Below are 24821 nucleotides of genomic sequence, written 5' to 3'. Positions count from 1 at the left end.
GGTGAACGGGCTTGCCGGGCTGCCTGGTGGCGTCCGCGTCCAGACCTGGCTCAAAACAAGCGTCCTGGCAGGCGGTCCGGGGCCGGCCCCGGACCATCGATGATCGATAGAGGATGTCGAGCAGGCGGCCAGCTGGTGACGTGACAGCATGAGGGGGTGCGTGCCCGCGATCCACGGACCTGCGCGCCCGCCGGATCGGCGGGCGCCGAGCCTTCACCAGACCCATCGTTCCCGGAGTCGTCGGCCTTGCCGGCCGGGGGCCGGGCCGCCCGCGCCGGCGGATGGTGGGTGACGGCCGCGCTGCTCGGCGCGGCACTGGCCGCTGCCCTCCCGGCCGCGGCCGCCATGGCCGGTACCCCGGCGCTGGCCGCCGTGCTGCTCGCCGAACAACTGGCGTTCGGCTGGGCCTGGGTTGTCGTGCTGCGCGCCTCCCGGCCGACGGTGCTGCTGCTTACCGCGGCGGCACTGACCGCTGACGGCGCGGTGCTCGGCGCGGCGCGGCACGACCTCGGCAGCCTCGCGGGTGTCGTGGGCGCCGGGATCGCCGTGGTGATCGTCTACCAGCTGGTCCGCCGCCACCGCGTCGGTGCCGTGCCCGCCGCGACGCAACCGGCCTCACCGGAGGGCTTGGCGCCGACGACGCGGACGGCATCGACCGCGTCGGGCACGTCTGCTCCGCCGACGCCGACGCCGGCTCGGGTGACGGGTGAGCTCGCCGCCGCGCTCGGCGGCGGCACCCTTGTGGCGTTTCTCGCCGGACTGCTCGCGTTGCGGGCTCAGCCGGAGTCGGCCGCGCCGGGTGACCTTCTCGTCGCCGTCGGGCTGGCCGGAGCCGGCGGGGCCGTGCTCGTCGCCTGGCTGACCGGCCTGCTGGGTGCCGGGACGCTGGTGGCCGCCGGGCTTGGCCTTGCCGCTGGTACGGGTATGGGCGCGGTCTACGGCGCATACGTGGATGAGCTGTCGGCTGGCTCGGGCGCGCTGCTCGCGGCGGCCGGTGCGCTCGCCGCGGCGGTGATGGGCGTACTGATCGCGCGCGCCAGCGCCTCCTCGCCAGCAGCCGCGTCCCGTCCGTCGGCGGGCGCGGCGGTTCCGCCGGCGGACGGGACGCGACCGGTTCCGGCCGCGCGGGCGGGCGCGGCGTCTGGGAGCGTGGGCGCGCGGGCGTGGCGGGCCGGCCGCGGAGCACTTGGCGACCTGCGCTCACCAGTCGCGCCGCTGCTGTCGGGCGGGGTCCGCGTCGGCCCGATCTCGGCCAGGCCGGTTGCGACGGCGTTGCTCGCGGCGGTAGCTCCGCTGACCATCGCGGCACCGCTCATCTATCTGGTCGGACGGCATCTGTAAGGATAATCCGGTGGGCAGTCGGGCAATCCGGATCACAGTTGGCGTCGTTGTCGTTCTGCTGGTGCTGTTGTTCATCGGGGACAGGGTCGCGGCCCGGGTGGTCTCCGGCCAGATAGCGACCGAGGCGCAACGCAGCCAGAACCTGCCAACCAAACCGTCGGTGTCCATCGGCGGCGTGCTCTTCCTGCCCCAGGTCGTGCGTGGCGACTACCGGGACATCGACATCGACGTGCGCGGCAGCGTCCAGAACGGCCTGCGGGTCGACCGGGTGCGTTCGCATCTGGACGGCGTGCACATCCCGCTGTCCGACATCATCGGCGGCAACGTCAAAAAGATCCCGGTCGACAGCCTCGACGCCGACGTGGAGGTGACCTACACCGACCTCAACGCCTACCTGGCCGCTCAGGGCATGAAGCTGACGGTCGCCCCGGCAGGTTCGGCGATCCGGATCGGCGGCACGGCGAACGTGTTCGGAACGGACTACCCGGTGGAGGGCACGGCGAGCATCGGCGTGGAGCCAGCCGCCTTCACCATCACCCCGAGGGAACTGGCTCAGAGCGTCACGTCGGTGCTCCCACCCGAGTGGCACGACCAGATCATCAAGCTGCTGACCGTCAGGATCCCGGTCGAGGGGCTGCCCTTCAACCTGAAACTGACAGCCGTCGATGTTCTGCCCGACCGCATGCGCTTCAGCGCCGCGGGCGAGCACGTCATCCTCGACACGACGACCATCCCGACAGGTACCACGACGACGCTGTCGCCAGCGGGCTAGTAGGTCCTGTCTGACGGCCTCCGGCCACGCGAGGCTCCGCCATCATCGCCGCAGGGGTCCCCGGAAGATCGGCGCCAGCCGATCTTCCGGGGGGAGCGACTTTGGCCTAGGCCGCGGCGACGGCGGTGGAAACTGGTCGCATGAGTCGATCGCTCGTCATCAAGGTGACCGCCGGGATGGATGCGCCGGAGCGCTGCTCACAGGCGTTCACCGTCGCCTCCGTGGCGGCCAGCAGCGGCGTGGACGTATCGCTGTGGCTGACCGGTGAGTCGGCCTGGTTCGCGCTGCCGGGCCGGGCAGCCGAGTTCAGCCTGCCGGAAGCGGCGCCGCTGCCCGACCTCCTTGAGGTGGTGCTCACGGCCGGTCGGGTAACGCTGTGTACGCAGTGCGCGGCCCGCCGTTCGATCGGCCCAGAGGACGTGATCGACGGGATCCGGATCGCGGGAGCCGCCACCTTCGTGGCCGAGGCCATGCAGGACGGCGTACAGGCCCTCGTCTACTGAGGCAGGGCGCTATACGCGCCTGCCTCATGTCGGGCGCCAGGGCGCCCTCCCCGCGTGGTTCCGGATACAGGTGTATGGCGGTGGCTGGTCTGGCGTGGGGGCCGGTGTGGTGGTTGCGTTGGCGCTGCGCCAAAGCGCTGGCACCAACCGGGTGGGCGTTGGTGTACGCCGCCGCTGATGGATGGCTTGGTCACACTGGTACGGACCACAACGGGGACACTCGGTGCCCTCCCCGCGAGGTTCCGGATACAGGTGTATGGCGGTGGCTGGTCTGGTCTCGGGCCCGGTGCGGTGGTTGCGTTGGCGCTGCGCCAAAGCGCTGTTGAGGCGGGGCGCTGTGCGCGCTCGCCTCATGCCGGGCGCTGGGCGCCCTCCCGCGGTGGTTGCGTTGGTGCTGCGCCAAAGCGCTGCCACCAAACGGGTGGGCGTTGGCGTACCCGCTGATGGATGGCTTGGTCATGCTGGTACGGACCACAACGGGGACACTCGGTGCCCATCCCGTGACTTTGCGTGGATGAGGTTAGATGATCATATGATGTCCGAGGCGCAGAGTCTGTACGCGGTGATTCAGTACGACGGCGCCGGACGCCAGGACGTCCGGCAGGTTGTCGCGCCCTTTCCCGACCGCGGGGCCGCCGCCACGTTCGCCGTCGACAACGAGATGCGACATTTCACGGTCCGCCCGATGGTCCTCGCGGCCCCACCCGGACCGCCCTCGATCCCCACCCCGCGCCGCCCCACGTAGGCGAGCTCTCGCGGATCTTTGTTCGATCGGACGCGTCGCGCCGGTGGCCGCGGAGAGCTGAAACGTGACGAAGGCGGTAGAGGGTCCACCCTCTACCGCCTTCGTCTTTCGTGCCTGTGAGACCCGGCCACCCGGGGCGACGGCGCATTGGCGCAGCGCCAACCGATCCACCTCGTCAGCCCGGAATCAGGCCGGCCACCGCCACACACCTGTACCGGGCACCACGCAACGAGGACGCTCAGCGTCCGAGAGGCAGGGCGGCGCGTTCAGCGCCCGCACGCCGCACGCCTCAGGCCGAGATCTCGACCTGGGCGTCGACCGGCTCGCCCTGACGGGCGAACACTTTCTGCTCGCCGCTTCCGCCTGGCACCAGCGCGCGCACGGTCCAGGTACCCGGGCGGGCGAAGAACCGGAACTGGCCGGTGGCGGACAGTGGAACCTCGGCGGTGAAGTCGCCGCCCTCGTCGAGCAGCCGCGCGTAGCCGGACGACACCGGCTCGCCGCCCTTGACGACGATCCCCTGGATCACGGTTTCCTTGGCCACGTCAATTCCTTCCGTCGACGGCCCGCCAGCGATGGCTCCGCACATGCTCAGGCGCCCTTCTCGATCGGCACGCCGACCAGCGCCCCGTACTCGGTCCAGGAGCCGTCGTAGTTCTTCACGCCCGGCAGGCCGAGCAGCTCGTGCAGCGCGAACCAGGTGTGCGCGGAACGCTCACCGATCCGGCAGTAGGCGATGATCTCCTTGGAGAGGTCGACGCCCGCCTCGTTGTAGAGGGCGGTGAGCTCGTCGTTGCTCTTGAAGGTGCCGTCCTCGTTGGCGGTCTTCGCCCACGGGATGTTCTTCGCGGTCGGGATGTGCCCGGCCTTCTGCGACTGCTCCTGCGGCAGGTGCGCCGGGGCGAGCAGCTTGCCGGAGAACTCGTCTGGCGACCGCACGTCGACGAGCGCCTTCTCGCCGATCGCGGCGATGACCTCGTCGCGGAAGGCGCGGATGTCGGTGCGCGCCTCCTTGGCCTTGTACTGGGTCGCCGGCCGCCCCGCGACCTCGGTGGTCAGCTCGCGGCTGTCGAGCTCCCACTTCTTGCGGCCGCCGTTGAGCAGCCGGACGTCGGCGTGCCCGTAGAGGCTGAAGTACCAGTAGGCGTACGCGGCGAACCAGTTGTTGTTCCCGCCGTAGAGCACGACGGTCTGGTCGTTCGAGACGCCCTTGCCGGACAGGAGGGCCTCGAAGGCCTCCTTGTTGACGAAGTCACGGATGACCGGGTCCTGCAGCTCGGACTTCCAGTCCAGCCGGACGGCGCCCGGGATGTGGCCCTTGTCGTACGCGGACACGTCCTCGTCGACCTCGACGAACACGACCGACGGGTCGGTCAGGTGCGCCTCGGCCCATGTCGCGTCGACCAGTGCCTGCTCGCGGCTCATGCGCGCGCTCCTCTCGCGGTAGTGGTTCGGATGAACAGATAAAGGTGACAACCGAGGCAAAACTCGAAGGCGGCGTTCAGGAAGGCGGCGGCGAAGGCGAAGGCCGTTGCCACATAGCCCAGCACGTCGAGCCCGGTCAGGAACCCGACGACGCCGACAGCGGCGAAGACGGCCCCGACGGCCTGGGCGAACCGAGGCGGAGCAGGGTCCTCGGTGGTGGCCGGAGGCCCCAGCCGCGGCCTGATCAGGCGCCGGAAGACCAGCGCGTACGGTGCGCGGCGTACGCCGCCCAGTGCGCCGACGGCGAAGACAGCCAGCTGCGCCAGCAGCACCCATGGATTGGCGGTGACCAGGGCGACGGCCAGGACGACCGTGGTGATGGTCGCGGCAAACCGCAGACCTCTGGGGTCAACCACAGGGATCTTCTCCTGATAGGCGGGGCGGAGACGGGTAGGGCCGGGTCTGCCGTCGCTGTGGCGGGTGCCCGCCTGGCCGCTGGCCCCCAGACCGCCGATCTGCCGGTTCGGCTTCGCCGATCTAGCAGGAACCTTGGCGTCGGTCTGGCGGGCACCCGCGGGCCGCGGGCATGCCTGGGCTAGTGCCCAATCAGGAAAGTCGACACAAGCAGCTGCTCACGCGGCAAAGGTCCACCGCGCGGCGCTTGATCAGGTGTGTCGAGAACATAACGGTGCCACGTTAGCAGCGAACGTCACGCAGGTGTTAACGGTTGTGGCCCGAATCGAGTGATTTTTCCAGAGGCCGTCCCGTGGCTGTCCCCCGGGGGTGGGGTGATGCCCGTTCTCCCGCGGCGTCCAGGGGCGGAACGGGCCGAGTGGCCGGTGAGCAGGCGCTGGACTCAGCCGCGCCACTACGGCTCCATGGGTTCGGACTCGGTGGCGACCGGGCCCAGCGCGGCGATCACGGCCGCCCGGCTCGGCGGCGCGCCGCTCGCCCTGCTGATCTCCCGCGCATGACCGTCGAGCACCAGCACCGTCGGCGTCCGGCGGATCCCCAGCTGGCGCACCAGCTCGAGGTTGTCCTCCGCGTCGACCTCGACATGCGCCACGCCCGGCACGATCCGAGCCACGTCGGCAAGTACCGTCCGGGTCGTTCGGCAAGGCGCGCAGAACGCGGTGGAGAACTGCAACAGCGTGGCCCGCTCCCCGGCCTCCCGGCCGAGCGACGTGAGCTCGCCCGCGAGCGACTCGGTCGGTGGCGCCACCGGCGGCTCAGCAAGCGTCATGGTCGCGGCGGTTACCGGCGGGTCCTCAGCCGTCGGGTCCTCAGCCGGCGAGCCGGCCGGGTCCGAGGCCACGTCTTGGTACTCCGCGCCGCCGAGGGCGGTCGTGGGGCGTCCGTTCCGCGCGCCGCGCGCCGGCCGGAAGCGACCGTCCCGACGACGCAGGGTCACCCCGATCGCGGTCGCGACGACGACCGCCGCCACCAGCGCCCACAGTCCTGTCACGACAGCCACAATGACCGCCGGCCGCCCCGGAATTCCCAGCAACGCCCGCACGAGCCTCGCTCCCGGCCGAGATGGTTTTGGCGGGGGTCGGGGTGGAAGGTTGTTTCTGGTTCGCTCCGTGCGGGCGGCGCGCTCCGGCCCCGTACTCGCTTCGCTCCCACGGGACCTCCGCGCGCCGTCCTCCTCCGCTCACGTGCGCTGCGGCGACCTCCGCTGCGGCCCCCCTACGTCGCTTCGCTCGTAGGAGGGCCTCCGCGGAGGCGCGCCTCCGCGCCAGCTCGGTCGCCTCTCGCTTGAACGGAACCAATCCAGGACCGGCCCGATCCGGGGGCCAGACCCTTGCGGGAATCACGTCGCTTCGCTCGTGGACTCTGGGCTGGGGCTGGTCGCCTTCCGTACCGATCAGGCACGAAGGCCACCCCACGAGCGAAGCGACGTGGCCCCGCAGGTGCGTGCTGTGGTCTCGCGACGGTCAAGCGTGACGCACCCGAGCTGGCGCGGAGGCGCGCCTCCGCGGAGGCCCGGCCACGGAGCGAAGCGAACGTGGTTGGGCCGCAGCGGAGGTCGCCGTAGCGCACGTGAGCGGAGGAGGACACGGCGCGGAGGTCCCTTGGGAGCGAAGCGAGTAAGGGGCCGGAGCGCCGTGCCCGGACGGAGCGAACCATCAACACAGCTGCCGGTCGCCACCAACCGGATCCCGGTCCCTTAAGGTCGTGAGGTCGTCCAACTACGCCGTTCGGCAGATTTGGCGGGAGCGCCGTGCAGTACGTCTTCACAGGACTGTTGGCGGCGGCCGCGCTGCTGATCGCGTGGTGCTCGGTGTACGTGGCCTACAGGCTCTACCAGGGCCAGCGCTGACCTGCCCGAAGCCGACCTGCCCGAACAGGATGCGATCCTGCCTCTCGGGCATGCCCCAAGGATGCCGCCGACAGGCGCCGTGACGCGAGGAGAATTCAGGTGGCGAGCACGACCGGCCCAGCGCGGAGCGGGGCGTCGGTCCCAGACCTGCACCCCAGCCTCGCGCCGTTGGCCTTTCTGGTCGGCACCTGGCACGGCGAGGGTGTCGGCGGCTACGAGGACCTGCCGGACTTCCGCTACGAACAGGAGATCACCTTCCTGTCGGCCGGCCGGCCGGCGCTCGCCTACGCGTCGACGACCTGGTGGGCCGACGAGCCGCGCGACGGCCGTGAGCCGGGGAGCCCGCTGGCCACCGAGACCGGCTTCTGGCGGGTGCAGGACGACCCGGACAAGCCTGGCGGCAGGATCGTCGAGGTTGCCCTCGCTCACCCGTTCGGCATCGCCGAGATCTACGTCGGCACGCTGGACGGCACCAGGATCGAGCTGGACTCGAACGTCGTCATCCGGACCGCGACCGCCCGCGACGTCACCCGTTCGGTCCGGCTCTACGGCATCGTCGAGGGCGGCGACCTCGCCTACGCGATCGACATGGAATCCGGCGGCAAGCCGCTCCAGCCCCACCTGTCCGCCCGGCTCCGGAAGGTCGAGGACTAGGCCGTGTCTGACGGCCTCCGGCCACGCGAGGCTCCGCCATCATCGCCGCAGGGGTCCCCGGAAGATCGGCGCCAGCCGATCTTCCGGGGGAGCGACTTTGGCCTAGGGCTGGCCTCGAGTCCTGGCTGATCGGAAGGGCTGTACCCCCAGGGGGTCCGGGTTCCTCCCGGATCCGTGACAGGATCCCCCTCGGATCCGCGAGGGGTCTAGTCTTGGGCGCGGGCGGCTCGGGCCTCGGTGGCGACCTTGGCCCGCCAGGCCTTCTCCCGGGCGACCGCCTGGGCGAAGCCGAGCGCGATCGCCGGGTCGAAGTTCTCGTCGGCGTAGGTGCGGGCGCAGCCGAGCAGCCGGTCGATCTCGTCGGCGTTGACCGCCGTCAGCGGTACCTGGCCGGTGAGGAAGATGTCGCCGATCCGGTCGATGGAGAAGTGCACGCCGTAGGTCTTCGCGTTACGGCTGAGCAGGAACCCGTAGGTCCCGGCGACGTTCTCCGCCGGCTTGCGCATGAAGAACGCCTCGACGAGCAGCGTGTGGTCCTGAACGACGACCCAGGTCATCGTCCGCAGCTTGTGTTCGCCTTCGAGCGTGACCAGGAACGTTCCGACCCCGGGGTGCTCGTAGGCCAGCCCCAGATCGTCGAGCGCGTCCTTGATCACTCCGTCCAGCCGGGCGCGCTCAGCCTCGTCGATCCGCCCCACTGTGCCCACAGATGTCACGGTCATGACCGAGAACCTTCCCTGGTTTTGACCGCTCATACTGCCGGTCCTGGTTGCCAGCGGCGTGCTTGGCCGGACGTGGACCACTCGACGTTCGGCGTGCTGTTCAGTGTGCGCTGCCAGTCAGCCTGCGCCGTCCGCGCGACCGTGTCACCGGCATCGGCATCGGCACCGAGACGCCTGGCGCGGGGGAGAGAGCGGCGTCGTAGGCGGTGAGCACGCCCGCCGCGGTCGCCGACCAGCCGAAGCCGGACGCGTGGGCTCGGGCGCCGGCCGACAGCCGGCGCCGCCAGCCGGGCTGGGCCAGCAGCCTGGCCAGTACGTCCGCGTACGCGGACGGGTCGCGGTCCCCGACCAGCACCCCCGAATGCCCGTCGGCGACGGCGGTGCGCAGCCCACCGACGGCGGCGGCGACCACCGGCGTGCCACAGGCCTGCGCCTCGATCGCGACCAGCCCGAAGCTCTCGCTGTGGCTGGGGACGATGACGGCGGTGGCCGCGCGGAACCAGTCGGCGAGTTCGGCGCGCGGCACCGGCGGGCGAAACAGCATGACATCGGAGATGCCGAGGTCGGCGGCAAGCTTCACCAGCGCGTCCGGTCGGTCCAGCCCGCTGCCGCTCGGCCCGCCGACCACGGCGACGGTGAGCGACTCGCGCAGCCGCCCGTCGCGACGCAGCAGTTCGGCCGTGGCGTGCAACAGCAGGTCGGGCGCCTTCAGCGGCTGGATACGCCCGACGAACAGCAGCAGGTGACCGTCCGCCCGGATGCCGATCCGTCGACGTGCCGCGGCCTGCTCGCCGGGCCGGAACACCTCCAGGTCGACGCCGGGCGCGACCACGTCGACCGCGTGCGGGTCCGCCCCGTAGAGCTCGACGAGGTGGCGGGCCTCCTCCGTGGTCGAGGCAACCAGCCGGGTCGCGGTGGCCACCACCTCCTGCTCGCCGAGCACCCGCGCTGTCGGCTCCGGAAGGTCCCCCGCGGCCAGGGATCGGTTCTTGACCTTCGCCAGGGTGTGCGCGGTGTGGATGAGCGGAGCACCCCAGCGGCGGGCCGCGGTCAGCCCCACCTGGCCGGAGAGCCAGTAATGCGAGTGGACCAGGTCGAACCAGCCGGGCTCGCGCTCCGCCTCGGCCCGCAGCACGTCCGCGGTGAAGGCACAGATCCAGGCGGGCAGCTCGGCGCGCTGCATCTCCTCGAAGGGGCCGGCCGGCACGTGCCGGACCGTCACTCCGGGATGGAGCTGCGCGGTCGGAGGCAGGCTGCTGCTCGTCGCCCTGGTGAACACCTCCACCTCGGTGCCCAGCGCGGCGAGCTGGCGGGAGAGCTCGACGACGTAGACGTTGAGGCCGCCGGCGTCGCCGGTGCCGGGCTGCTCGAGCGGCGAGGTGTGCATCGACAGCATCGCGACTCGACGGGGTACGAGCGGCCGGGCGTGCTGTTGGTGGCTCGGGGACGGTTCGCCTCCGCCTGCGACCAGCTGCACGACCACCTCCACACCTACCGCGAACCGGCCGTCGGGCACTGCCCCGTTGTCAGGCCGCTTCAGCGTTTGTTACTCGGATATTGCTGACCCGGGAAGGTGCAACATGCGCATCTGGCCGGGCATGCCCGGGCCCATCTCGGCGGCCAGGGCGACCGGCCGCGGGCGGCCCGTCCCGGTAGGCCGACTGCCCACCTTAAGCGGGTTATGACACCACTCCGGCCGTTTTGGTGGGCGCGATCCTCCTCACGTTGGCGGGCATCCGTCGCCTGGTCGCGGCGCGTCATCGGTCACGGGCGGCGACCATGGCGGACGGGGCCGCGTGACCCGCTAGAAGCCCGCGGCGTCGGCAGCAACCTGTATCCCCCTGACGGCCCGTGGTCATCCCCGGGCCGCCCCGGACGGGCGGAAGCGGGACCGCGCCGCCCAGGCGGGCGGGCGCCGTCTGTCAAGGTGGAGAGGTGACGACGACGGTGCCCGGTGGGCGCCCCCCGCGGCTGGCGGCGGGGCGGGCCCGGGCGCTCGGCCTGCCGACCCGGGGCACGACGGCGCCGAACCGGCTGCGCCGGGTCGACCGGTGGCTGACGGGAACCCAGGCGGCCCTGCTGCGCGCCGCGGATGACCCGCTCGTCGTCGACCTCGGGTACGGGTCGTCGCCGGTCACGGCGATCGAGCTCTACGACCGGCTGCGTGCCGCCTGCCCGTCGGCGAGGGTGCTCGGCCTCGAGCTGGACCCGGAGCGGGTCGCCGCCGCTGCGGCCGCCGCCCGTCCGCCCGGCCTGGCCTTCGCCCGCGGCGGGTTCGAGCTCGCCGGCCGGCGCCCGCTCGTCATCCGGGCGATGAACGTGCTGCGGCAGTACGCCGAGCACGATGTCGAGCCCGCCTGGCGAACCATGCGGTCCCGTCTCGCGCCCGGCGGCCTGCTCCTCGAGGGCACCTGCGACGAGATCGGCCGCCGCGCCTGCTGGTTCGCGCTGCCCGCCGATGGCCCAGGAACGCTGACGCTCTCCGCGCACCTGCCCAGCCTCGAACGCCCCTCCGACCTGGCCGAGCGCCTTCCCAAGGCCCTGATCGCCCGCAACACTCCCGGCGAGCCCATTCATGCCCTGTTCGTCGCCCTCGACGCCGCATGGGACCGCGCCGCCAGCTATGCGCCGTTCGGCCCCCGGACCCGCTGGTCCCAGGCCGTGTCCGCCCTCCGCGCCGACGGCTGGGCCATCCACCGAGCGCCGCGCCGCTGGCGCCTCGGCGAGCTGACTGTCACCTGGCCCCCGCCGAGCCCACCTGAGCGGTGATTCCGCTCATCCAGGACGTCGCTCACCTCATCCGGCGGGAGCGGCTTCGCGGCGGGCGGACGTGGGCAGGCTGGGATGTGCGCGGCGCCCACCGGTATGCCCATTCCGCCGACGAGCCGGCGGGCGCCCGCTGTATTTCTGGTTCGCTCCGTGCGGGCGGCGCGCCGCCCGCCCGGAGCGAACCAGGGTTACGGCCGGGAGGGGGGGGCGCTCTCCGCCGGGGGGCCCCCCCTTTTTTTTGGGGCCGCCCCGGGGGGGGGCGCCCCCCCCCCCCCCCGCCGCGAACCAGTGTTACTGCCGGTAGGTGGGGGCGATCTTGTCGAGGACGGCGAGGTCGTCCGCGCGGGGCTGCCAGGCGCCGGCCGTCGCGTTCGCGTGAACCTGGGCGGCGCTGGTCGCGCCGGCGATGACGGAGGTGACGGCGGGCTGCGCGGCGAGGCCGCCGATCGCGACGTCCAGCAGCGAACGGTCCCGTTCCCTGGCGAACGTCTCCAGGGCTTCGACCTGATCGAAGACCTCGTCGGTCAGCTCGTCCTGCCGGCCGGCCATCCGGGTGCCGGGCGCCGGCGGCTCGTCGCGGGCGTACTTGCCGGTCAGGACGCCGTTGGCGAGCGGGAAGTAGGGCAGAATGCCGATCCCGTACCTCAGCGCCGCCGGCACCAGCTCGGCCTCGACACCACGCTCCATCAGGTTGTAGTGGTTCTGCGCCGAGATGAACCGGGTGTGGCCCGAGGTCCGCGCCGTCCACTCGGCGTCCGCGGCCTCCCAGCCGTCGAGATTGCAGGACCCGACATAGCGGACCTTGCCCTCCTTGACCAGCTCGTCGAGGGCTTCGAGCGTCTCCTCGATCGGCGTGACGCCGTCGAGGTTGTGCAGCTGGTAAAGGTCGATGTAGTCGGTCTGCAGCCTGCTGAGCGACCCCTCGACGGCCTTGCGGATGTAGCGGCGTGACGCGCGCGCCCCATAGTCCGGGCCGTAGACGCCACCCATGTCGTTGCCGAACTTGGTGGCGAGCACGACCTCGTCCCGGCGGGACCGCAGCACGTGCCCGAGCAGGGTCTCCGAGCCGCCCTTGTTGCCGTAGGTGTCGGCCGTGTCGAAGAGGTTGATGCCGGCCTCGATCGCCGCGTCGACGACGGCGCGGGTGCCGCCCAGGTCGACCCTCGACCCGAGGTTGTTGCAGCCGAGACCGACGACGGAGACCAGTAGGCCCGAGTTGCCCAAGGGACGGTAGCGCATGACCGCAATACAACACCCGGACCACGATCGCCCGGCGCCCGGTCCGGCGATTCCCATCCCGGTCGATCGTCCGTCGCCTCGAGACGACGAAGCGTACCCACCACCCGCCCACGAGGCCGGCGAGATTTGGGGCGAGGCGTTCCCGCGCCTCGCCCCAAAGCCGCCCTATCGGGTCCGGCGGGGAAGCGTGGCCTGGCTGACGGCGGCCTTGCCGACGGCGTCCGCGGCCCGGCGTGCCGACGTGCTGGCCGCCTTGGTCCGGCTGACGGCGGTCTTCGTCCGCGTCACCGCCTCCTCGGTCGTGGGGCTGCGACGGATCTCGGTGACCCGCTTCTCGCCGCGGTTTGCCCACGCGTTGTAGAGCTGGGTCGCGCGGCCCTGCAGGCCCGACAGCTGGGCGCCGACGGTCTCCGGCAGGCCGCGGACCGTGGTGCCGACCTGGGTCGGGACCTTCGCCGCCTCGACCGTCAGCTCGCCAACCCGGTCGGACAGCCGACGCACCTCGGTGCTGGCCGTGGCCGGCAGGGCACGCAGCTTCTCGACGGCCAGGTCCGCCGCGCCGACGTAGGCGTAGAGCGGCTTGCGGACCTCGGACAGCTGGGCGCGCCGCTGGTCCGGCGTGGTCCGCGAGCTGGCTGTGCCCGTCCCGGCGGAGGCGCTCGCGCCGGTGCCGCGCGTCGTGCCACCGGTCGCGTGCGCGCTCTTCGCGCCGCCGGTGGCCGAGGTCCTCGAGGACGCCGCGGTGCTGGTGCGCCTGCCCTTGGCCGTGGTCGTGGTCGTGGTCCGTTCGGTAGCCATCTGACCTCCTCCGCGATCAGGACCAGCGGTCCCACCGCGCATGTGTCTGCTGTTGTCGTCTAAGGGCGGTGCACCGCTTTCAGGGGCAGTCGGGACACACCGTCATCTGTAGCAGCCGTCGGCGAGCCGGCGGCTCGCCGAGCTACGGCTGGGGGGCCGCCGGTGAGGCGTTCCCCGAGGGCTCCGCGCCCGCGCCCGGCCCGCCCGCGGTGCCCTCGGCGGGAGCGTCCGCCGCCGCCGGACGCCGGGTCGTCGCGCGCCGGGTGGCGGCCCGCCGCACGGGCTCGGCCGCGGCCGTCTCGCCGGCGGCTGTCCTGTCGACGGACGCAGCGCGCGGCCGGCGGGCCGTGGCCCGGGCAGCAGGGGCTGACGCGGTGGCCGAGGCCGCGGCGCGTCGTGGGCGCCCCGTCGCCGTCCGGCCGGCGGACTCGGCGGCCGCCTCGGCCGTCGCTGGCTTCGGGATCGCCCGCGAGGGCGGAGCGGTGGTGCTCGCCGCGTCCGCACCGCCCGTGGTGGACGGCTGGGAGGCCGGCGGCCTGGTCACCGTGCCGGGCTCCCTGACAGCCGCGCCGGGCGTGTCGCCAGCGCCGTCGGCGCCGGCGACCGCGTTCTCCCGGCGGAACGCCTCGTAGATGTCGAGAATGACCTGCTTCTGGCGGGCGGTGAGGAACTCGTCGGCGAGCACGGCGGCGTGCACGTCCTCGCCACCCTCCCGCTCCTCCAGGATCCCTGCCTGTACGTAGAGGACCTCGGCGGAGATGCGCAGCGCCTTGGCGATCTGCTGCAGGATCTCCGCCGACGGCTTGCGCAGGCCGCGCTCGATCTGGCTCAGGTACGGGTTGCTTACCCCGGCCTGCTTTGCCAGCTGTCGCAGCGAGATCTGCGCCGTGCGCCGCTGGTCCCGGATGAAATCGCCGAGTTCACGGACGTTCAGAGCCGCCACGGGCTTCTCGACCTCCTCGCCAGACCGCCGACACCGCCGTCGCGTCGAGCCAGCCGGCGGCTGCAGGCGGAACAGCCAGCTCACCGGCCGAGTCGGCGCGTCGTCGCACGATGCACACCGCACCTACTACGGCGACGCTACGCCACGGTGCTAACTATGGCAAGCGGACAGTTAGCACATCGCGCGCGTGCCGGCGACCACCCTCAACGCGCCGAAAGCCCGCCAACCTGGTGGGGGGCGGGGGTTAGGCGCGGGCGTGGGCCGGCGACCCCCCTCAACGCGCCGAAAGCCCGCCAACCTGGTGGTCGGCGGGCTTTCGGCGCGGTCGTGCGGGGGCCTGGAAGTGCTGGCCTAACGGTCGCTGCCCGGGAGCAGGGCCCGGTGGTTGGCGAGCTCGCCCTCGATCCGGGCGACGTCCTTCTCCCGGCCCGCGGCCCTGGCCTTCTGCAACTTCTCCTCGAGCCGGCGGATGTTCTCGCGCATCTTCGCGGCGAACAGGGAGGTCTCCCCGTCCTGGCGTGACCAGCGGGCGTCGGAGGCCTCGCGGATGCGGTCACTGATCGTGGCCAGCTGGCGCTCCAGCTGACCGACCGCCTCGCGCGGCACCTTGCCGATGGCGTCCCAGCGCCCCTGGATCTCGCGCAGCCTGCGCGACGACCTGTCCGTGTCGGCCGGGTCGAGCTCGGCGGCCTCGGCCAGCAGCGCCTCCTTGGCGGCCTGGTTCGCCCGCGCCTGGGCGTCGCGCTCGGCGTTCACCGCGTTGCGCCGGCTGAAGAACGCGTCCTGTGTCGCCCGGAACCGCGTCCACAGCTCGTCGTCGACGTCCTTGGCCGCGCGGCCCGCCGTCTTCCACTCGGCCATCAGCTCGCGGAACCTGGTGCTTGTCGGCCCCCAGTCGGTCGAGCTGGCGAGCGACTCGGCCTCGGCGATCAACGCCTCCTTGCGCTCCTTCGACTTGGCGCGCTGGGTGTCCAGCGCGGCGAAGTGCGCCGTTCGGCGGCGGGCGAACTCCTCGCGCGCGGCGGCGATCCGACGCCACAGACCCGAGTCGGTCCGCTTGTCGACGCCGGTGATCGCGCGGAACTCGTCGCCGATCGTCCGGAATCGCTCGCTGACCGCCTTCCAGTCGGAGCTCTTCGCCAGCCGCTCGGCCTCGGCGACCAGCTCCTCCTTCGCGGCGACCGCCTGTGCCACGCGGACGGCGCGCTCGGCCTGCGCCTGCGACTTGCGGTCCTCGGTCACGCCGAGCAGCGCCGTCAGCCGGCTGTGCAGCGCGTCGAGGTCGCCCACGACGGCGGCCGTCGCCAGCCCGTCGAGCAGCCTCTGCGCGCTGGCGGCGATCCCCACCGGGTCGACCCCGGGGATCGTCACTCGCCGTTCCAGCAGCTCCACCTCGGCGGAAAGATCGTCATAGCGGCGCACGAAGTGCGCGAGCCCCTCGTCAGGGCTGCCGGCCCGCCACGAGCCGACAGCGCGTTCGCCTTCGGACGTCCGTACATAGACGGTGCCGTCGTCGGCGACTCGTCCCCACTCGGAGCCGGTCCCGTCACTCATCGCAATCCCAAGATCGACATTAGGTTGCCTGCCATTCTTGCAGGCATCGGGCCAGAGTGGGATCCCTGCCGGGGATCCCGCTTCAACCCCATCACCGTCATGGCCCGGACCGGTCGTGTTCACCTCCATGTCAGCCACGCTTCTAGGCAGGTGACGCGTGGCAGGCCAAGATGCGTAAGCGTGACGAGAAGGGCGGGCGCCGGACCACGAACCGGAGCCGGCGGTTGGCGGATCGGGGCGCTGCTGTTCCCCGCTCTGCTGGGGCTGACCGTGTTCATCCTCGGCCCCGCGCTGGTCTCCGCCTTCGCGGCGGGGACCGACAAGACCCTGACAGGGCCGAGTTTTCACTGGGTTGGCACGGCGAACCTCCGGGAGGCGTTCGGCGACCCGGACTTTGGCAGGTCCGTCCGCAACACGCTGCTGTACTGCGTGCTGACGGTCATCCCCGCGGTGGTCGTCGGGCTCGCCCTGGCGCTGGCCGCGCAGAAGGTCACCCGCGGCTCGGGTGCCCTGCGGCTGGCACTGTTCCTGCCGGTCAGCGCGAACCTGGTGGCCATCGCGGTGGTCTTCGCGTACATGTTCGACCCGAGTGGCCACGGGCTCGCCAACACGGTCATCGGCTGGTTCGGCGCCGGGCCGCGTAACTGGCTGGGAGACGAGGCGACCTCACTGCCGGTGGTCGCGCTGGTCGGCGGCTGGCGGCTGACCAGCTTCGTCTTCGTCGTCTACCTCGCGGGCCTCACGACCATCCCGGCCTCGGTGTACGAGGCGGCCGAGGTCGACGGAATCCGCGGGTTCGCCCGGCTGCGACACGTCACACTGCCGCTGCTCGCGCCCACCACGATCTTCCTCGCGGTGTTCACCACGATCCTCACGCTGCAGACGTTCGAGACAGTCGCGGTGCTGACGCACGGCGGGCCGTTCAGGTCCAGCGCGACGATCGTTTACTACATCTACGAGGTCGGGTTCACCGGCTCGTTCCGGATCGGCTACGCCTCCGCGATCGCGCTGCTGCTGATCCTGGGGATCGTCCTCATCGGTGTCCTCGGTTCGGTGCTCGGCAGGCGAGCCAGGGCACGGGCCGCCCGCGTCGAGAGCGACGGGGCCGACGCCGGGGTGGACGGCGCCGCGGGCGCCGCGCTGGTGGGCCTCGGTGTCGCCGGCGCGGCCGCCCCGGCGACGGAGGCGGCCCGATGAGCCAATCGCCCCTCAGCCAACCGCCCCTCAGTCAACCGCCGACGAACGAACCCGCCGTGAGCGAGCCGGCGATGACCGAGCCGGCGATGACCGAGCCAGTGAGGGGCGAGCCGCGGGCGGACAGCCCTGTGCCGGCGCCCCCGACCGGTAGACACGCGCATCGCGCCGCACGGACGGGTGGACCGAACAGCGGTCGGTTCGCGGGGCTCGCTGGGCGAGCCGCCGTCCTGACCGTCGGTGTGTTCTTCGCCCTGCTGCCCTTCGTCTGGATGGTCCGCACCGCGTTCGGGCCGTCCCAGTCGGCGCTGGCGCTCTCGTCGAACCCGATTCCGGAGTCCATCAGCTTCGACGCCTTCACGCGCGCCTTCCGGGACGGCCATCTCGGAAGGGCGCTGCTCACCGGGATCGTCGTGAGCCTGGCGATCCTGCTGCTGCAGCTGTTGACCGCCATCCCGGCGGCATACGTGTTCGCCTGGCTGCCTTTCCGCGGGCGCGGCGTGGTGTTCGGGCTGGTGTTGGCGACGCTGCTGGTCCCGAGCCAGGTGACCGCGATCCCGAACTACGTGACGATCTCCGCGTTGGGCCTGTCGAACACCCGCGTCGGCCTGGTGCTGCCGTTCATGACGAGTGCGGCGTCGATCTTCCTGCTGCGCCAGTACATGACGACCATTCCAGTCTCCGTCCTGGAAGCTGCCAGGATGGACGGCCTTGGCTTGGTTCGTACGCTGCGGACCATCGTGGTCCCGCTGTCGATGCCCGCGATCGCCACGGTGTCGGTGTTCAGCTTCCTGCTGTCGTTCAACGAGTACCTCTGGCCGCTGCTGGAGGCCCGCTCACCGGAGATCGCCACCCCGCCGCTGGCGCTGGCCACCTTGGTGGCCTCGCCCCCCTCGGGCCTACCGGACTTCGCCGAGCTGTCGGCCGGAGCATTGATCATCAGCCTGCCGACGCTCGTCGTGTTCCTCATCGCCCAGCGTCGCCTCACCGCCGGCCTCACCGGCACCGGGGCCGGCGGCTGACTCATGTCCTCAGTCCGCAACCTCGGCATCGACCTGTACGTCTCGTACTCGACCAGGTACACCGTGCGCAGACCGTGCCAGCTGGCGCAGTGGAGGGATAGACCGTGATCCGCATCGACAGGTCCGGCCGTGCCGGAGCGGCCCCGGCGCGCCCGGGCCGAGGCAGACTGGGCGGCCTCAGGCAGGCGCCGGTGCTGCTCACGGCGACCGTCGCTCTCATCACCGCTGCCTGCGGCGGCGGTGGCGGCGGTTCCGACACCCCCGACCTGCGGCCGACCGCGCGCACGGCGGCCGCCGGCGTCGCGGGCGTCAACGGCGCGACCGCGTCGCCCGAGTGCGCGTCCAAGGTGAAGACGCTGACGTTCTACGGTGTCGCGGCGCTCAGCGACGTGGCCAAGTCCGGCAAGGCGTACATGGAGAAGGCGCACCCGGGCCTCACCGTGCAGCTCAACTCGACCGCGCCGAACTACGTCGCGCTCGTCCAGCAGATCTCCGCCGACCGGGCCGCCGGCAAGCAGACCGACGTCGCCGTCGCCGGGTTCGACCTGCTTCCCGTGTTCGCCAAGCAGCTCGGCGCCCAGACCCTCTCGCCCAACCTGCTGCGCTCTACGTACGACCAGCAGTTCCTGAAGCTGGGCCAGGTCGACGGAAAGCAGATCGGCATCCCCGCCCAGGTCTCGATGCCGGTGCTGGTCTACAACGCCGACATCCTGGCCAAGGCCGGCGTCGACCCGAAGACACTTACCACGACCGACGGCGTTCTCGCCGCGGCCGAGAAGATCAAGGCCTCCGGCGGGGGCGTCCAGCCGATCGACCTGCCGACCGGCCAGCAGTTCGGCCAGTGGTACCTCGGCTCGCTCGCCGAGTCGAAGGACACCTCGATCCAGAAGCCGGACGGCTCGCCGAACCTGACCGCCCCGGCCGTCACCGAGGCCGCCCAGTTCCTCGCCAAGGTCGGCTCCTACGGCCCGCAGTCCGACGACCCGTCGCAGAACGGCCTGCTGCGCTTCGGCATCCAGAAGCAGACCGCGATGGTCGGCGCCACCGTCGCCTCGCTCGCCGCCGGCCTGCGCTTCATCCGCGGCCAGGGGGCGAACGGCTTCAAGGCCGGCGCCGTGCCGTTCCCGACCCTGCCCGGCGGCACCGAGCACCTGACCGCCGGCGGTAACGCGCTGACCGTGCTGTCCACCGACAAGTGCCAGCAGGAGATGGCCACCGAGCTGCTCGTCTCGCTGCTCGCGCCGGACGTCGTCGCCGCCGGCGTCGAGTCGGTCAGCTACCTGCCGGTGGACACCGCCGCCGCCACCCAGCTCGCCAGCTTCTACCAGGAGTTCCCCGAGCTGGTGCCGTTCAAGAACCTGGCCGGCTCGCTCACCCAGGCGCCGGCGTGGCCGGGCACCCGCGGCGGTGAGGTCCCGCAGGCGATCACCGACCAGGTGATCCGCGCGATGACGGGCACCGACCCGACAACCGCGATGCGCGACGCCCAGACCAAGGCCACGCAGCTGACCGCTTGACGGTCGCCGGCGGCGCGCCCCGCCGGCGCGCCGCCGAAGACCCTTCCGCTGGGAACGACGAGGAGCTGGAGTGACGGAGCTGGCCGTGCGGCCCGGCGATGACGCGCTGGCGGCGACCGCCGCCGGCACCGCGGGCGTGCCGATCGACATGGAGGGCCTCGGCCGGGACTTCGGCCCGGTCAGGGCGCTCGCCGACATGACCATGTCGGTGCGCCCGGGGGAGATCGTCGCGCTGCTCGGCCCGTCCGGCTCCGGCAAGTCGACCCTGCTGCGCATCTGCGCCGGCCTGGAGGCCCCCACCTCCGGCCGGCTGCTGTTCGCGGGCGCCGACCAGGCCGGCCTCGCCCCGCACCAGCGGGACGTCGCCCTGGTGTTCCAGCACTACGCGCTCTACCCGCACCTGTCGGCGCTGGACAATCTGACGCTGGCGCTGCGCTACGGCCGCAGGATGTCCAAGTCCGCGGCCGTGGCGCGCGCCCACGAGACCCTGGAGATGCTGGGCATCGGAGCGCTCGCCGACCGCAGGCCGGCGCAGATGTCCGGCGGCCAGCGCCAGCGGGTCGCGATCGGCCGGGCGCTGGCCCGGCGCGCCCGGGTGGTGCTGCTCGACGAGCCGATGTCCGGCCTGGACGCGAAGCTGCGCGTCGAGCTGCGCGTCGAGATCGTCGCGCTGCTGCGCCGGCTCGGCTCGACCGCGCTGTTCGTGACCCACGACCAGTCGGAGGCGATGGCCGTCGGCGACCGGGTCGCCGTCCTCAACGCCGGCTGCCTGGAACAGCTGGGCACCCCTGACGAGATCTACGACCGTCCCGCGACCCGCTTCGTCGCCACCTTCGTCGGCAGCCCACCGATGACCGTCCTCGACGGTGCCCTCACCGAGGGCGTCCTGCGCGGTCCTGGTTTCGCCGTCACCGCCCCCGCGGGCTCCACCGCTGTGGGCGTGCGCCCCGAGGGCCTCGAGCTCGCCCCCGCGACGGCCGGTTCCCCGGGTGGCACGACGGCCGCGCCCGACGCGCCGGCGGCCACCCAGCCGGACAGCTCGCTGCGGATCGCGGGCAACGTCGTCGTCTCCGAACGCCTGGGCGCCGAACGGGTGGTCTACGTGCAGACCGCGGCCGGTGCCGTGGCCGTCCGCGTCCCCGCTCGTCAGACCGACGCGGGAGGAACCCCGGACGCGACGCGTTCCGGGGCCCCGGTCACGCTGACAGCCCCGGCCACCGCTCTGGCCTTCTTCACCGGCGACGGAGCGCTGATAGGCGTCGACTAGCCGCCAGGGGGCAGACCGCGCCATGCGACAGCGGCCGCCATGCGACCCGGCGGCGCGGCCACGGCCGTCGACCGGCGGCTGGACCAGTCGGTCAGGTGCCTCAGTCAGGTGCTCTCGGTCTCGTGCTGTGCCTCCCGCGCCGCCCGCCGGGCCGTGGTGGAGCGCTCACCGGCCGCACGCGCGGCGGGCTCGTTGTTCGCGGTGAGCCGGTACGCGGCGCGCTCGAGCGCCGGGAGGATGGCGGTGTTGTCGAGTTCACCGGCGGCGAACCGGGCGACGACGGCGTAGGCGACGTTGGTCAGGATGAGGGCGACGTCCTCCACATAGCCGGGCTCACCCGCCGCCAGCACGGCCTGTCCCGCGGGCTCGATGATGGCCGCCGTCTGTCGTTCGAGACGTTCCCCGCCCGGCGTCATGCGGGCGCGGTGATAGGCCTCGAGCATGCGCGGGCTGCGCTCCCACGGTTCGAAGACGTGCCGGAACACCCGCATGAGGCCGTCGTAGAGGGTCTCGTCGGGTGGTGGCGGTGGTACCGGCGCGCAGCCGTTTTTGGCCATCCACCGTTCGACCGCGGTGACCATGAGCTCGTCCCGGGTGGGGAACAGCTTGTAGATCGTCGCAAGTGAGACGTGGGCCTGGCGGGCCACCGCGCGCAGCTGAACGGCGTCGTAGCCCTCGGATTCCAGGAGCGCGAGGACGACGTCGACGATGACGTCGGTCTGCCGTAACTCCGCCACCGGGCGAGCCTCCCTCCGTGTTACTGGTTCGCTCCGTGCGGGCACGGCGCTACGGCCCCGTACTCGCTTCGCTCCCAAGGGACCTCCGCGCCGTGTCCTCCTGCGCTCACGGGCGCTGCGGCGACCTCCGCTGCGGCCCGCCTACATCGCTTCGCTCGTAGGCAGGCCTCCGCGGAGGCGCGCCTCCGCGCCAGCTCGGTGACGTCACGCTTGAACCCTCTAACGGCAAAGGACGGCAAGGCCCTGCTTGACGTCCTTAGAGTAACGTGGTTACCTCGGTAACCACGTTACTCGGGTGCCTGGTCCTGGTTCCGGCGAATCCGTCCGGTGCCGCCGATCGGCTCCCTCGCCGCGGAGGAGACTGGATCATGGCGACTTACGTCCTGGTACACGGGGGTGGCCACGGTGGCTGGTGTTACCAGCCCGTCGCCCGGCTGCTTCGGGCGGCCGGACACGAGGTGTACGCCCCCACGCTGACCGGGTTAGGGGAACGGGCGCACCTGGTCGGCCCGCACGTCGACCTCGACCTGCACATCCAGGACGTCGTCGCCCTGCTGCACTACGAGAACCTGCGCGACGTGATCCTCGTCGGGCACAGCTACGGCGGGATGGTCATCACCGGTATCGCGGACCGGGCCGCCGACCGGGTCGGGCGCCTCGTCTACCTGGACGCGGCGAACCCGGTCAATGGCCAGTCGCTGGTCGACGTCGCCGGGCCGATCATCCAGGCGACCCGCCCGACGGGAAAGGTGGTCGACGGCGTCGAGCTCGTGCTCATCCCGTTCCCCGAGGCGGGCGCCTTCTACGGGGTGACCAACCCCGACGACATCGCCTGGATGGCCGACCGGCTGACCCCGCACCCCTGGCGGTGCTTCGAGCAGCCGCTGACGCTCACCAACGAGGCCGCGGTGTGGGCGATCCCGCAGTACCACATCGTCTGCACGTCCACGCTGGCCACCAGGGATCCGGAGTTGATGGCGAAGGCCCGCGCCGACGGCCGCCTCTGGGACATCGACACCGGCCACGACCTGATGATCACCGAACCCCAAGCCACCGCCAACGCCCTGACCGAGGTAGCCGTTTCTTAACCCGGTTCGCTCCCGTGGCCGAATGGTTTAGCGGGTCGGGGTGGAAGGTTGTTTCTGGTTCGCTCCGTGCGGGCTGTGTCTCTGGTTCGCTCCGTGCGGGCACGGCGCTCCGGCCCCGTACTCGCTTCGCTCCCACGGGACCTCCGCGCCGTGTCCTCCTCCGCGAACGTGCGCTGCGGCGACCTCCGCTGCGGCCCAACCACGTCGCTTCGCTCGTGGCCGGGCCTCCGCGGAGGTGCGCCTCCGCGCCAGCCCGGTGGCGTGTCGTTTGAACGTCACCAAGCTGGGACCAGCCTGTGGAGCCCCCTACCTCGCTTCGCTTGTAGGGAGACCTCCACGGAGGTGCGCCTTCGCGCCAGCTCGGTTGCGATGCGCTTGAACGGCGCCAATCCAAGGTGGGACCTGATCTGGAATAGTTCCCACCGATCAGGCGCGAAGGCGCCCTACGAGCGAAGCGAAGTGGCCCCACCGAGACGGCAGCTTCGGACTCGCGACGTCACAGCGGCAAGCAACCGGGCTGGGCGCGGAGGCGCGCCTCGCGGAGGCCCTCCTACGAGCGAAGCGACGTAGGGGGGCCGCAGCGAGGTCGCCGCAGCGCCCGTGAGCGCAGGAGGACGGCGCGCGGAGGTCCCTTGGGAGCGAAGCGAGTACGGGGCCGGAGCGCGCCGCCCGCACGGAGCGAACCAGAGACACAGCCCGGACGGAGGGAACCAGCAACAACCTTTTAGGCCGACCCCGGCTATTTGGGGTTGCCCTAGACCATTTCGGCGAGCTGCGCGTCGAGGTCGCGGGCGGCGGGGACCGCGGCGTGGCGGCGCAGGCGGCGGCGGACCTCGTCGGCGCGGCGGGCGTTGCGCCGGGACCGGGTGACGGTCAGCAGCGGGACGGCCTCGGTGGCCAGCGCGCAGCCGGCGTCGAGGTTGCCCAGGTCGATCTGGACGCCCGCACGGCGCAGCAGGTAGGTCGCGTGGTCGCGGACCTTCTCGGCCGGGTGGCTGGCCAGGGCGTTGCCGAGCCACCGGTCGGCCGAGGGCAGATGGCCGAGGTCGATGTAGCAGCAGCCGACCTGGGCCTGGAACTCGGCCTCGTCGAAGTAGACCGCCCACGACGGTTCCTGCGGCCGGGCGCGGCTGAACGCGGCCTCGGCGACGGCGAGCTCGCGCGTGCAGGCGACCTGGTCGCCGAGCGCGGCGTGCGCCCGGGCCTTGCGCATGTGCAGCATCGCGCCGACCCGGCCGGTGGTGGCGCCGGCGGTGCGGACCGCGGCCTCGGCGAGTTCGATGGCCTCAGCGGGCCGGGAGAAGTCGACGCACTGCAGCGACATGTTCTTGAGCACGTTGGCACCCAGCAGACGGTCGCCGCCGACGTGGGCCGCGTGCAGGGCGGTGACCCAGTAGCGCTGGGCGGCGGTCTGGTAGCCGGCGTCGAACGACACCCAGCCGGCGAAGCGGGCGAGCTCGGCGGCGACGGTGTGCAGCTCGCGGCCGATCTTCTCCGGGTAGCGGCCGCGGGCGAGGAGCTCGGCGACGACGCCCAGCTCCGCGTCCACCAGGCGGCGCACGCTCTCGCCGCCGAGCCGATCGTCCATCACTCGGAGCCCGGGGATGTTGTGGGCGATCCGGTGCACGATCTGCTCGTCGACCAGACCGCCGTCCAGCGCGCCCACGAGGCGGGCCGGCTCCAGGCCGAGCCACTCGGTGGCGAGGCTCGCGACCCCGGATCCGCTGATGGTGAGGAATCCGCGGCGGTCGGTCAGCGCGTCCTGGACAACGTCGGTCAGCGCGGACAGGCTGCCGGCCTGTGTCCAGGGGTAGTCGGTGCGCACGTTGTCACCGGTCGGAAGCCAGGACGGCCAGGGGTGGGACTCCAGCCGCTCGGTGGGTACGCCGAGCTCGGTGGCGAGCGCCAGCTGGGACACCCTGTCGGGGACGACACCGCGGTGCTCCCAGCGCCATACCTTCTGCCGCTCAGCGGCCATGTTCGCCACGCCCAGGTCACGAGCCCTCTTGGCGACGACGCGAGCGAGCTTCTGGTACGACCAGCCTCGCTGGGCGCGGACGAAGGCCAGTGGGTGTGCGCAGGCCTGAGCGTTCTCCGTCAGCATCGACGATCTCCTCGGATATGCGTGCACGGTTATCCGTTGGCGACAGCTGTGCTGAAGGGCAGGCAGGACGCCGTCGGCCTGTCCGCTCCCGCGACCGTCCGAAG

At 72.0% G+C, this 24821-nt stretch carries 24 protein-coding genes; 11 read left to right on the top strand and 13 right to left on the bottom strand.

What is annotated here, in order from left to right:
* Window positions 1–288 precede the first annotated feature (288 nt).
* The 4 genes from QOZ89_RS03585 (at window position 289) to QOZ89_RS03570 (ending at window position 3361) form a co-directional block, all read left to right on the top strand.
* The gene (locus tag QOZ89_RS03585; RefSeq protein WP_312622944.1) at window positions 289–1341 is read left to right on the top strand and encodes a hypothetical protein; all 1053 of its coding nucleotides are present in this window, start codon (window positions 289–291) and stop codon (window positions 1339–1341) included.
* Window positions 1342–1351: 10 nt separating this feature from the next.
* A complete protein-coding gene (locus QOZ89_RS03580) occupies window positions 1352–2113 on the top strand; it encodes an LmeA family phospholipid-binding protein (protein ID WP_083418826.1) in 762 nt (253 codons plus the stop codon).
* Window positions 2114–2253: 140 nt separating this feature from the next.
* A complete protein-coding gene (locus QOZ89_RS03575) occupies window positions 2254–2616 on the top strand; it encodes a DsrE family protein (protein WP_312622943.1) in 363 nt (120 codons plus the stop codon).
* A 532-nt stretch (window positions 2617–3148) separates the two neighbouring features.
* Complete coding sequence (locus QOZ89_RS03570) at window positions 3149–3361, top strand: hypothetical protein (RefSeq protein WP_071049600.1); 213 nt, start codon at window positions 3149–3151, stop codon at window positions 3359–3361.
* Window positions 3362–3650: 289 nt separating this feature from the next.
* Here QOZ89_RS03570 and QOZ89_RS03565 read toward each other — a convergent pair whose 3' ends face one another.
* From QOZ89_RS03565 to QOZ89_RS03550, 5 genes are all read right to left on the bottom strand, one after another.
* Window positions 3651–3950, bottom strand: coding sequence for a DUF1416 domain-containing protein (locus QOZ89_RS03565; protein WP_071049599.1), 300 nt, complete (start codon window positions 3948–3950; stop codon window positions 3651–3653).
* 2 nt (window positions 3951–3952) lie between these two features.
* Entirely contained in the window at window positions 3953–4786 is an 834-nt protein-coding gene (locus QOZ89_RS03560; RefSeq protein WP_071049598.1) for a sulfurtransferase, read from the bottom strand.
* Window positions 4783–5202, bottom strand: coding sequence for a DUF4395 domain-containing protein (locus QOZ89_RS03555; protein ID WP_071049597.1), 420 nt, complete (start codon window positions 5200–5202; stop codon window positions 4783–4785). The genes QOZ89_RS03560 and QOZ89_RS03555 overlap by 4 nt, the downstream gene beginning before the upstream one ends.
* 190 nt (window positions 5203–5392) lie before the next feature.
* A complete protein-coding gene (locus tag QOZ89_RS47135; RefSeq protein ID WP_397428671.1) occupies window positions 5393–5470 on the bottom strand; it encodes an Ms5788A family Cys-rich leader peptide in 78 nt (25 codons plus the stop codon).
* Window positions 5471–5654: 184 nt separating this feature from the next.
* Window positions 5655–6251: a thioredoxin family protein gene (locus QOZ89_RS03550; RefSeq protein ID WP_083418825.1), complete on the bottom strand. Its 597-nt coding sequence runs from the start codon at window positions 6249–6251 to the stop codon at window positions 5655–5657.
* Between the two features lie 957 nt (window positions 6252–7208).
* Here QOZ89_RS03550 and QOZ89_RS03545 point away from each other — a divergent pair.
* Window positions 7209–7763 carry a nitrobindin family protein gene (locus QOZ89_RS03545; protein WP_083418824.1) on the top strand — a complete coding sequence of 185 codons (555 nt, stop codon included), beginning with the start codon at window positions 7209–7211 and terminating at the stop codon, window positions 7761–7763.
* Between the two features lie 206 nt (window positions 7764–7969).
* Here the strand turns inward: QOZ89_RS03545 and QOZ89_RS03540 are convergent, their stop codons facing one another.
* Entirely contained in the window at window positions 7970–8485 is a 516-nt protein-coding gene (locus QOZ89_RS03540) for a type III secretion system chaperone family protein (protein ID WP_071049596.1), read from the bottom strand.
* Window positions 8486–8585: 100 nt separating this feature from the next.
* A complete protein-coding gene (gene mshA, locus QOZ89_RS03535) occupies window positions 8586–9962 on the bottom strand; it encodes a D-inositol-3-phosphate glycosyltransferase (protein WP_083418865.1) in 1377 nt (458 codons plus the stop codon).
* Between the two features lie 458 nt (window positions 9963–10420).
* Here mshA and QOZ89_RS03530 point away from each other — a divergent pair, with 458 nt between their 5' ends.
* Entirely contained in the window at window positions 10421–11254 is an 834-nt protein-coding gene (locus tag QOZ89_RS03530; protein ID WP_083418823.1) for a class I SAM-dependent methyltransferase, read from the top strand.
* A 291-nt stretch (window positions 11255–11545) separates the two neighbouring features.
* Here QOZ89_RS03530 and QOZ89_RS03525 read toward each other — a convergent pair whose 3' ends face one another.
* From QOZ89_RS03525 to QOZ89_RS03510, 4 genes are all read right to left on the bottom strand, one after another.
* On the bottom strand, window positions 11546–12493 hold the full coding sequence (locus QOZ89_RS03525; RefSeq protein ID WP_071049595.1) for an aldo/keto reductase: 948 nt from the start codon (window positions 12491–12493) through the stop codon (window positions 11546–11548).
* 165 nt (window positions 12494–12658) lie between these two features.
* Window positions 12659–13291: a hypothetical protein gene (locus QOZ89_RS03520; protein WP_083418822.1), complete on the bottom strand. Its 633-nt coding sequence runs from the start codon at window positions 13289–13291 to the stop codon at window positions 12659–12661.
* Between the two features lie 142 nt (window positions 13292–13433).
* The gene (locus tag QOZ89_RS03515; RefSeq protein WP_071049756.1) at window positions 13434–14234 is read right to left on the bottom strand and encodes a helix-turn-helix domain-containing protein; all 801 of its coding nucleotides are present in this window, start codon (window positions 14232–14234) and stop codon (window positions 13434–13436) included.
* 351 nt (window positions 14235–14585) lie between these two features.
* Window positions 14586–15788: a DUF349 domain-containing protein gene (locus tag QOZ89_RS03510; RefSeq protein WP_071049594.1), complete on the bottom strand. Its 1203-nt coding sequence runs from the start codon at window positions 15786–15788 to the stop codon at window positions 14586–14588.
* A gap of 180 nt (window positions 15789–15968) precedes the next feature.
* Here QOZ89_RS03510 and QOZ89_RS03505 point away from each other — a divergent pair, with 180 nt between their 5' ends.
* From QOZ89_RS03505 to QOZ89_RS03490, 4 genes are all read left to right on the top strand, one after another.
* Window positions 15969–16985 carry a carbohydrate ABC transporter permease gene (locus tag QOZ89_RS03505; protein WP_083418821.1) on the top strand — a complete coding sequence of 339 codons (1017 nt, stop codon included), beginning with the start codon at window positions 15969–15971 and terminating at the stop codon, window positions 16983–16985.
* Window positions 16982–18004: a carbohydrate ABC transporter permease gene (locus QOZ89_RS03500; RefSeq protein WP_312622939.1), complete on the top strand. Its 1023-nt coding sequence runs from the start codon at window positions 16982–16984 to the stop codon at window positions 18002–18004. Before QOZ89_RS03505 ends, QOZ89_RS03500 begins: the two co-directional genes overlap by 4 nt.
* A gap of 104 nt (window positions 18005–18108) precedes the next feature.
* Entirely contained in the window at window positions 18109–19521 is a 1413-nt protein-coding gene (locus QOZ89_RS03495) for an extracellular solute-binding protein (protein ID WP_397428668.1), read from the top strand.
* 70 nt (window positions 19522–19591) lie between these two features.
* Window positions 19592–20788, top strand: coding sequence for an ABC transporter ATP-binding protein (locus QOZ89_RS03490; RefSeq protein ID WP_312622938.1), 1197 nt, complete (start codon window positions 19592–19594; stop codon window positions 20786–20788).
* 104 nt (window positions 20789–20892) lie between these two features.
* On the opposite strand, the gene QOZ89_RS03485 is transcribed toward QOZ89_RS03490, so the two are convergent.
* Window positions 20893–21525, bottom strand: coding sequence for a TetR/AcrR family transcriptional regulator (locus tag QOZ89_RS03485; protein WP_312622937.1), 633 nt, complete (start codon window positions 21523–21525; stop codon window positions 20893–20895).
* A 368-nt stretch (window positions 21526–21893) separates the two neighbouring features.
* Here QOZ89_RS03485 and QOZ89_RS03480 point away from each other — a divergent pair, with 368 nt between their 5' ends.
* Window positions 21894–22613 (top strand): alpha/beta hydrolase, encoded by a 720-nt coding sequence (locus QOZ89_RS03480; protein WP_312622936.1) that lies wholly within the window; start codon window positions 21894–21896, stop codon window positions 22611–22613.
* Between the two features lie 754 nt (window positions 22614–23367).
* On the opposite strand, the gene QOZ89_RS03475 is transcribed toward QOZ89_RS03480, so the two are convergent.
* A complete protein-coding gene (locus QOZ89_RS03475) occupies window positions 23368–24717 on the bottom strand; it encodes an NsdA family TPR-like regulatory protein (RefSeq protein WP_071049591.1) in 1350 nt (449 codons plus the stop codon).
* Window positions 24718–24821 lie beyond the last annotated feature (104 nt).

Origin of the sequence: Pseudofrankia coriaricola, assembly GCF_032027725.1 — a bacterium.
Taxonomy (GTDB): domain Bacteria; phylum Actinomycetota; class Actinomycetes; order Frankiales; family Frankiaceae; genus Pseudofrankia.
This window is presented reverse-complemented; position numbering and strand designations above follow the sequence as displayed.